General features: G+C 36.7%; 7 protein-coding genes and 2 pseudogenes. 4 read left to right on the top strand and 5 right to left on the bottom strand.

Features of this window, described 5'->3' with window-relative positions; translation table 11 throughout:
* The 4 genes and pseudogenes from ACH63V_RS17415 to ACH63V_RS17400 form a co-directional block, all read right to left on the bottom strand.
* A pseudogene (locus ACH63V_RS17415) lies at window positions 1-477 on the bottom strand (peptidase); the annotation flags it as partial.
* Between the two features lie 331 nt (window positions 478-808).
* The gene (gene dnaK / locus ACH63V_RS17410; protein WP_396464223.1) at window positions 809-2749 is read right to left on the bottom strand and encodes a molecular chaperone DnaK; all 1941 of its coding nucleotides are present in this window, start codon (window positions 2747-2749) and stop codon (window positions 809-811) included.
* Between the two features lie 152 nt (window positions 2750-2901).
* Entirely contained in the window at window positions 2902-3456 is a 555-nt protein-coding gene (gene grpE, locus ACH63V_RS17405) for a nucleotide exchange factor GrpE (RefSeq protein WP_086223625.1), read from the bottom strand.
* Between the two features lie 128 nt (window positions 3457-3584).
* Window positions 3585-4513, bottom strand: a pseudogene (locus tag ACH63V_RS17400) (LysR family transcriptional regulator).
* Between the two features lie 107 nt (window positions 4514-4620).
* On the opposite strand from ACH63V_RS17400, the gene ACH63V_RS17395 reads away from it, so the two are divergent.
* Both ACH63V_RS17395 and ACH63V_RS17390 read left to right on the top strand, forming a co-directional pair.
* Complete coding sequence (locus ACH63V_RS17395) at window positions 4621-5487, top strand: MBL fold metallo-hydrolase (RefSeq protein WP_396464222.1); 867 nt, start codon at window positions 4621-4623, stop codon at window positions 5485-5487.
* Between the two features lie 392 nt (window positions 5488-5879).
* Window positions 5880-6110 (top strand): hypothetical protein, encoded by a 231-nt coding sequence (locus ACH63V_RS17390; RefSeq protein ID WP_002051903.1) that lies wholly within the window; start codon window positions 5880-5882, stop codon window positions 6108-6110.
* 168 nt (window positions 6111-6278) lie between these two features.
* Here ACH63V_RS17390 and ACH63V_RS17385 read toward each other — a convergent pair whose 3' ends face one another.
* Window positions 6279-6605, bottom strand: a complete 327-nt coding sequence (locus ACH63V_RS17385; RefSeq protein WP_396464221.1) for a hypothetical protein — start codon at window positions 6603-6605, stop codon at window positions 6279-6281.
* Window positions 6606-6815: 210 nt separating this feature from the next.
* Between ACH63V_RS17385 and ACH63V_RS17380 the strand changes: the two genes are divergently transcribed.
* A complete protein-coding gene (locus tag ACH63V_RS17380; RefSeq protein WP_396464220.1) occupies window positions 6816-7886 on the top strand; it encodes an alpha/beta hydrolase in 1071 nt (356 codons plus the stop codon).
* A 145-nt stretch (window positions 7887-8031) separates the two neighbouring features.
* Window positions 8032-8589 carry a peptidylprolyl isomerase gene (locus ACH63V_RS17375; protein WP_396464219.1) on the top strand — a complete coding sequence of 186 codons (558 nt, stop codon included), beginning with the start codon at window positions 8032-8034 and terminating at the stop codon, window positions 8587-8589.
* Window positions 8590-8932: the final 343 nt, after the last annotated feature.

The following is an 8932-nucleotide window of genomic DNA, read 5'->3' as shown; positions in this document are numbered from 1 at the left end:
ATTATCTCCTTGGTTAAAAAGAGTTACATCCTTTTGATATTGTTCAAATCTATTATTTAGTTCCTCTTTTGCTTCATTCAAAAGAGCAGTTTCCTGATCTATTTGTTGTTTAGATAATAGAACAGCTTTATTTTTCTCCCGCAATTCTTCCTGCTGTTGTAATAACTTATTTATATTAATTTTTCTTTCATTTTGAACAGCTTGATAATCATCAAACACTAAATTAATTGTAAGTTCTGCTTGTGGGTCATAAATAAAATAGGTCTTACCTGTCTCTTTCTGCCAAATCCCAGCAGCTTCTTGACCAATTTGAATAAATTGTTCCTTGGTAATATGAAAACGTGGATCTATATAATCAATCTTGTATTTTAGAGGTTGATTAAAAGAAATAGTTGATAAACGGCTTTGAGCAAAAGCAACTGTGTATAAGCTCATACTTAAGTAAAAGCTCATTCCCCACCATAGAAATTTTTTCATGGCAAAAATAAAAATATAAATAAATTCTTATTGTTAGTAAGTAATTCGGATCCGTCAAAGTGATAAAGGAGACCAGAGATTGTGGTTGTTTTGTGATCTTGCTAAAGAAAGGGAAGGGATAAATCTATTTATTTGGCACTAATGGAAAATTTAATGGATTTAATAACAGTGATTTTAATTTTTTAAAATAATTATAAATAATAAAAAGTTAATTTTAATAATTGACTATTTTGACTACAAAATAACCAAATTGATATAAAAACAATAATTGTTTCTTTTTGTAACTCATAAAAAAACCGCGCTTTCGCGCGGTCTTTTCTAAAGAGACAAATTATTTTTTGTCATCTTTTACTTCTGTGAATTCAGCATCTACAACGCCATCATCAGCTTTTTGTTGACCCGCATCGCCACCTTGGAATGCATTAGGATCAAAACCTTCAGCACCACCAGCTTGTTGTGCTTGTTCATAAGCACGTTGAGTGATCGGCATCAAAATGTTTTGTAAAGCTTCAGTTTTCGCTTTGATCACTTCAACATCATTTTCTTTAGTTGCTGCTTCAAGTTCAGAAACCGCTGTGCTTACCGCTGTTTTTTCATCTTCAGTCACTTTGTCACCAAGATCTTTAACAGCTTTGTTCGAGCTTGAAATTAATGCATCAGCTTCGTTACGAGCTTTTGCAAGTTCTTCAAACTTACGGTCTTCTTCAGCATTCGCTTCAGCATCTTTAATCATCGCTTCGATTTCAGCATCAGATAAACCTGAGTTTGCTTTAATCTGAATCGATTGCTCTTTACCAGTGCTCTTGTCTTTTGCAGACACTTTCAAGATACCATCAGCGTTGATGTCAAACGATACTTCAATTTGCGGCACACCACGTGGAGCAGGTGGGATATCACCTAATTGGAAGTTACCCAACAATTTGTTTTGTTGAGCCATCTTACGTTCACCTTGGTAAACTGAAATATCTACAGCTGGTTGGTTATCAGCAGCAGTAGAGAACACTTGTGATTTCTTCGCAGGAATCGTAGTGTTTTTCTCAATGATTGGTGTTAATACACCGCCCATTGTTTCAATACCTAAAGTTAATGGTGTTACGTCAAGAAGTAATACGTCATTCTTGTCACCAGACAATACAGCACCTTGAATTGCTGCACCGATTGCAACTGCTTCGTCAGGGTTCACGTCTTTACGTGGCTCTTTACCGAAGAATTCTTGTACTTTTTGTTGTACAAGTGGCATACGAGACTGACCACCAACCAAAATTACGTCAGAGATGTCAGAAGTCGAAAGACCAGCATCTTTAAGTGCAATACGGCAAGGTTCAATTGTACGAGCAACTAAGTCAGCAACTAAACCTTCAAGTTTTGCACGAGTTACGTTGATCACTAAGTGTTTAGGACCAGTCGCATCAGCAGTGATGTATGGAAGGTTGATTTCAGTTGCATTTGATGAAGAAAGCTCGATTTTTGCTTTTTCAGCAGCTTCTTTCAAACGTTGTAACGCAAGTGGATCATTTTTCAAGTTCACACTTTGTTCTTTCTTGAATTCTTCAACTAAGTATTCAATTAACGCGTTATCAAAGTCTTCACCACCAAGGAAAGTATCACCGTTAGTTGATAACACTTCGATTTGTTGGTCGCCATCAAGGTCTGCGATTTCAATGATAGATACGTCAAAAGTACCACCACCTAAGTCGTAAACTGCAACTTTACGGTCGCCTTCTTTTTTGTCCATACCGAACGCAAGAGCCGCAGCCGTTGGTTCGTTAATGATACGTTTAACATCTAAACCAGCGATTTTACCCGCATCTTTAGTTGCTTGACGTTGAGCATCGTTAAAGTAAGCAGGAACGGTAATTACCGCTTCAGTTACTGTTTCACCTAAATAATCTTCTGCAGTTTTTTTCATCTTTTTCAAGATTTCAGCAGAGATTTGTTGAGGCGCTAATTTTTTATCGTTTACTTCAACCCAAGCATCACCGTTGTCTGCTTTGATGATTTTATACGGTACAAGACCAATGTCTTTTTGTACTGCTTGATCTTCATAACGACGACCAATTAAACGCTTGATCGCGAATAATGTATTTTTAGGGTTTGTTACTGCTTGACGCTTAGCGCTTTGACCAACCAAGATCTCGCCATCTTTATAAGCAATGATCGATGGAGTTGTACGTGCGCCTTCAGCGTTTTCGATTACTTTTACTTTATCGCCTTCAAGTACAGCAACACATGAGTTGGTAGTACCTAAGTCAATACCAATAATTTTCGCCATTTGGTGTGTTCCTCTAAAATTCTGTTGCAATGTTTTTGCTTGTTATTCGATATGAGAGTCAATCGGTTTTTTTCAAGCATTTTTATGAAAAAAAATCAAAAAACTCTCAAATTTTGTGCTTTTAGCGAAGCGATGCTTCGCTTTTGCTCATTTTATTGACCAACCATAACCATAGCAGGGCGCAACAAGCGACCATTTAAGGTATAGCCTTTTTGTAAAACGGTGCCGATTTCATTGGCTTTGGCATTTGGATCAATACCAACAGCTTGGTGTAAATCTGCGTTGAAACCATTTTGAGTATCAGCTTCTACAACGCCAAATTTCTCAAGAGTCGTTAACAATGACTTCAAAGTTAACTTAACACCTTCAAGTACAGGTGTTTCTTCACCACCAGCAGCCTGAATTGCACGTTCTAAATTGTCGACAGAATCCAACAATTCTTTGGCAAATTTTTCAAGCACAGTTTCTTTATGCTTCTCAGACTCACGTTGAATACGCTCTACACTTTTTTGTGCTTCGTAAACTGCATTTGCAGTACGAGCTTTTTCAAGTTTAAGATTTTCTTCTAGTTTAGTGATTTGCGCTTGTAAAGATTCAACGGTAACGTCGTTTGCTTGCTCTACACCTTCAGCCTGAGTTTGCTCGTTAGATTGCTCAGCTTGCTCATTTTGAATGTCTTGAGCTTGCTCGTTTTGCTCATTAGCCATTGATGATCTCCGTTTAAATGGGTTTTTAAACATGTACAGTCCTTTTTGGCATCAGTATTTACTGTGTAAAACCTGAACTGCCATGCATATGCTGTAATTCATTAATAGGGATGAAGTATGGGCATTGCCTAAAAATTCAAGCGTACACGGCAATTTAAAGCTTTTAATTTTGCGGTTTTAAGTAAAAATCCAGATTTTCGATCATAAAAGCTATAAATTCTTGAGTGATTCGGGGTAAATGTTGTCTAGAAGCATACACAACCGACAAACTTAACTCAGGAGCCGTAAATTTTTTAAATAAAGCCGTTAGGCGTTTTTCTTTTAAATCTTTCTCAACTAATAATGACGGTAACATCGCAACTCCCTGGGCATGTAAGCACATATCGTAAAGCGCATTCACATCATTACTTTTAAAAGTAACATTTAAAGGATAGTTCTGAGGTTGTTGTTCATTATCAAAAAGTGTCCAGAATTGATGCTGACTATGATGAGCAATACATTCATGCTGAATCAGCTGACGAGGATGCAGCAGGGGACTGTGCTGTTTTAAATAATCCGGATGAGCACAGAAAACGGACTCGATCTGACAAACTGGCCGAGCAATTAAACCATCAGCTACCTTTTGAGTAATACGTAGTGCCAAGTCCACTTGTGCATCTATAAGATCAATTGTGCTTTCAGTTAGGTAAACATCAAACTGAATATGAGGATGCTGTCGCTTAAATTGACGAATACATTCTGCTACCCCAAGTTCAAATAAAAATAAACCGCATGTAAAACGGATTGTACCGTTATGTTGCTCAGGCGCTGCGAGCTCTTGTAAAAGTTGTTGTTGCTGTAAAATATTTTCACAGTAGAGCAGAGCTTTCTCACCTGCGGGAGTAAGAGATATTTTTCGGGTATTTCTCTGAAAAAGTCGAGTTGAGAACGTGTGTTCAAGGTGCTCAAGATAACGCGAAACCATGGCACGAGAATAATTAAGATGCTCTGCGGCTTTGGTCAAATTGCCATGTTGTGCAATAGAAACAAAGACCTGAATCGCTTTTAAAGTATCCATATGTCTAGCTATTATTACAATATATGCAACAGTTTATCTTAAATTAGTGCATTTATCTTACATAAATTGCAATTTAAAGTGTTCTTCATGAAACAGGAGAATACCTAATGAAATTATTTAAATTAACCGCTTCTGCGCTTGCTACTGCAACGGCATTCACTATGGCTCAGTCAGCTTTTGCTCAAGACCTAAAAATCCAGAGTTTTCTGGCTAAACCGGAACACTTCGGTGTGACTTCAACCTTAATAGAAGGGGATAAGGAAGTTTTATTGGTTAATGCACAATTTTCAAAATCTGAAGCATTGCGCATTGCCGCAAATATTCTCGATAGCGGTAAAACATTAAAAACTATTTTTGTAAGCTATGGTGACCCGGACTATTATTTCGGCTTAGACGTATTTAAACAGTATTTCCCGAATGTACAGATCATTGCTACGCCGGAAACAGTAAAACATATCCAAGATACTCAAACGCTTAAAGTTAAATATTGGGGACCAAAAATGGGTGCAAATGCACCTAGCCAAATTATTGTGCCTCAAGCTTATACAGCTAAGACTTTAAAACTTGAAAATGAATCAATCGAGATTAAAGGTAAAAAAGAACTTACCTATTTATGGGTACCGTCTGCAAAAGCAGTAGTAGGGGGGATTCCTGTATCTTCAGGCATTCATTTATGGATGGCCGATACCCCTAAAACTAAAGATCGTGCCGAAGTTATTCAATCTTTAGAAAGTATCAAAGCTCTTCAGCCTAAAATTGTTGTACCTGCTCATATGGTTCAAGGAGCTCCGCAAGGTCTTGATGCGGTTAATTTCTCAATTAATTATTTAAATAGTTATGAAAAAGCAGCTAAGGTAACTAAAAACTCTGCTGAGTTGAGCAAACTTATGCAAAAGCAATATCCAACTCTTCAAAGCGTGGATAGTTTAGAGTTAGGGGCTAAAGTTGTAAAAGGTGAAATGCAGTGGCCATAATCTAACGTTTAAGCCATATTCACTTTCAAGAAAAGCCGCGATCATTCGCGGCTTTTTTGTGAAGAAACCACTTTTAAGGGTAAAAAAGCTCTGTAACAGTCTACGTACCTTATATAGCGTTTCTATAAATGAAAAATTTTTAAATATAAAGGCTCAGCAAAATAAAAAGAAAAAATTGATAAAATTAAACAAACGTTTATCTATGGTTTAATTTATAAATTAGGTTGGTCAGATTAAAAAATTGAATTTAATAAAAAATTGCAGAATTTGTACTTCTACTACTACAAAAGACAACCAATGATACGCACGTCAGAAAAAAAAATTGTGAATTATAGGCAGCGCGAAGATGAACTTTGCATTTAAACGTTTGTCGTAATGAAAGGAAAGCAATCATGAAAAAATTAGGTCTTATCTCTGTAGTACTTGCTGGTGTTGCTCTTACAGCTGTTGGTTGTGCATCTGAAGCTGGTTTAAACGCATCAGGTTCTGCTCAAACAAGTGCTAGCCCATCTGGTGTACACGCTGGTGCTGGTATTGACGCAGGTGTTTCTGGTCAAGCTCAACCAGGTCAAGTAGATGCTGGTGCTTCTGGTTCAGTTTCAGGTTCTGCAACTGCTCAGTAATTCACTGCTAAAATAAGAGATATGAGTTTATAGAGCATATATGTTCAAGATGCCGATACATATATGAAATGAGCTGCTACTCATTTTCTATAAATGAAATAGAATTTATATTTCTCAAAAAAGCCCCAGAAGACTTATCTCTTTGGGGCTTTTTATATAATAGTGAATTTAATCATCATGACGATAATCTCGGCGATCATGATCTCGATTTTCTACCCGTTTTTTATCCCAATCACGGTGCCTTTTTTCCCATTCACGACGATCTTTTTCTTGTTCACGAATATCTTTACGTTGTTGTTCATATACTCGTTGACGCTCTTCCCAACGTTTCCATTCCCAATCATTATATCGACGTTGATCGTCAGGATCATAGCGACGATCATGATCATGGTAACCATATCCGCCACCACGATAATAAGGGTCATCTGGATAAGCAACACAGCCTACAGTTAAAAGACTGGTTGCTAACATAGTAACAACTAGTTTTGCTGACATAGCAGTACCTCTTTTTGTCTGTTAACAATAATTGGCAAAAAAGTCCTGTTTTAATCGACAGATTTGTTAATGACATTTGCTATAAATCAGATTAGCGTAGATTGGTTTTTACCTTTGTATCTTGATTGCATGAGTTGTATGCGAATATAGTCAAACAACAAAGAATTCTGTAGAAAATATGAAGGATAAGAGGGATTCAAGGAGACAGGCATGACAGCATTTAATCAAAAAATTCAAACATTGCTAGATAAGGGGCAGGGCCCCGCTGCTCGAGCACTCGATAGGTTGCCTCGAATAGCCCAAGAGTCTCTCGCTAAAATTTTAGGATATTCTTATCAATATCCAGATCTCGATTCATTTACTAAATGCATGATGGCTGTGCAAATTAAACAGGGGAGAGTGGGCTTTATTGGTTCTGACCCAATTGAATCAAGAAGAATGTTTGATGCACAAATGCAGGCCATACGCCAAAAACCAACCTATATTGAGTCGGTAGAGGATATTCGTCTACCACTTCAAAGCGGCACAATCTTTGCCAGACATTATCATCCTGCTCCTAACAAGAAACTGCCATTAATTGTGTTTTATCACGGAGGTGGTTTTGTCGTAGGTGGTTTAGATACTCATGATGAGGTTTGTCGTTTATTGGCTAAATACGCCAGAGTACAGGTTCTCAGTATCGATTATCCTCTTGCTCCGGAAGTTTCACCACAACATTTAATTCAGTCGTGTGAAGATGCATTAGCATGGGTTTATCAAAATCGCAGACAATTAAAAATATTAAAAAATAGAATTGCGGTTGCAGGGGACAGTGCAGGTGGAAATATTAGTACTGTTGTTGCGCAAAGATCAGTAAATAAAGCTTATGCTCCGCAAGCACAATTACTTATCTATCCAACAGTGGATTTCAAAAGCAGGCATCCTTCTTTTTATGCTTATAACGAAGGATTAGTTTTAACAAATACCGATATTGATTACGTCACACAATATTATGCAACTCAGCATAATGTGGAACTTGATGACCCAATTATTTCACCTACCTATGGCAATCTAAAGAAAAATCCACCGGCTTTTGTGATTACAGCTGGACATGATGTCTTACATGATGAAGCAAAAATATATAGTCATAAGTTAAGACAAAATGGCGTAAAAATGTATTACGAAGAATTTCCGGAACAGACCCATGGTTTTATTAACCTGACGCCAATTTCTAGAAAAGCAAAACGCCATACTATCGAAATTAGTAAAAATTTCAGAAAATTCTGGGATAAAAATAGTTAAGCAAACTCAATAATCCATGTTTCACGTGGAACATGGATTAAATAGAAAATAGAATTAAAATTCTTAATAAATACTCACTAGAATTCTTCGTTGTAGACGATTAGATTTAATGATTATCTTTTTATAAAGTTTATTGTAGGAAAATATGAAAAAGCTATTGATGTTGTTTTGTCTAGGTTTAAGCAGTCACTCAGTATGGGCTAATAGCTTAGTTGAGATGCAAACAAATTTGGGCAACATCGAAATAGAGTTGTACGACGATAAAGCACCGATTAGTGTGAATAACTTTAAAAGCTATATAAAGTCTGGTTTTTATAAAGAGACCATCTTTCATCGTGTGATTCCTGGTTTCATGGCGCAAGGTGGGGGCATGACTGCAAATATGCAGGAAAAGACAACACGAGCACCTATTAAGAACGAAGCAGGAAATGGTATTGCAAATACACGCGGTACTTTAGCTATGGCTCGTACATCAGATCCAGATTCAGCTACTAGTCAGTTTTTTATAAATGTTGCAGATAATAAATTTCTTAACCGTTCACCGGGAAATCCAGGATACGCCGTTTTTGGTAAAGTGGTAAAAGGAATGGATGTAGTTGAACGTATTGTTCAGGTTCCTACATCAAACTATGGCATGCATCAAAACGTGCCAAAACAGCCTATAAAGATTGTAGATATAAAGATCAAAACATTGAAAAAATAAATTAACCATATAAATCAATCATTTGATGATTTTAAAAGCTTTATTTGAGTGAAAAAGAACCGGTCGAACACGGATATTTATAAAAGTGCTTGCGTACCGGTTTTTTTTCCCTATAATGCACTCATCCCGACGCGATACACGAGAATATCTTAGCTTACAGGGTTAAGATAAAAGCTTAGTATTGTGTCGAATCTGTCTCTGACGAAGAGCAGAAAAATCATTAAGAGAATTGAAGAACAACTTGTGTGGATTTTTACTGATTGATTAATCGAAATAATTTTCATTGATTGATTGGTTTAAATTACTCGAAGTTTATTTGAGCGAAATTTAAGTCAGTAATTGA

This window comes from Acinetobacter sp. ABJ-A23_2 (genome assembly GCF_044538765.1).
Lineage (GTDB): Bacteria > Pseudomonadota > Gammaproteobacteria > Pseudomonadales > Moraxellaceae > Acinetobacter > Acinetobacter nosocomialis_A.
The sequence above is the reverse complement of the archived record's forward strand: the minus strand, read 5'-3'. Positions and strand labels throughout refer to the sequence as shown.

Excerpts from the sequence above, each read along its gene's own strand:
- ACH63V_RS17395 (WP_396464222.1), top strand. The coding sequence starts at position 4,621 with ATGAAATTATTTAAATTAACCGCTTCTGCGCTTGCTACTGCAACGGCA.
- grpE (WP_086223625.1), bottom strand. The coding sequence starts at position 3,456 with ATGGCTAATGAGCAAAACGAGCAAGCTCAAGACATTCAAAATGAGCAA.
- ACH63V_RS17375 (WP_396464219.1), top strand. The coding sequence starts at position 8,032 with ATGAAAAAGCTATTGATGTTGTTTTGTCTAGGTTTAAGCAGTCACTCA.
- dnaK (WP_396464223.1), bottom strand. The coding sequence starts at position 2,749 with ATGGCGAAAATTATTGGTATTGACTTAGGTACTACCAACTCATGTGTT.
- ACH63V_RS17380 (WP_396464220.1), top strand. The coding sequence starts at position 6,816 with ATGACAGCATTTAATCAAAAAATTCAAACATTGCTAGATAAGGGGCAG.
- ACH63V_RS17390 (WP_002051903.1), top strand. The coding sequence starts at position 5,880 with ATGAAAAAATTAGGTCTTATCTCTGTAGTACTTGCTGGTGTTGCTCTT.
- ACH63V_RS17385 (WP_396464221.1), bottom strand. The coding sequence starts at position 6,605 with ATGTCAGCAAAACTAGTTGTTACTATGTTAGCAACCAGTCTTTTAACT.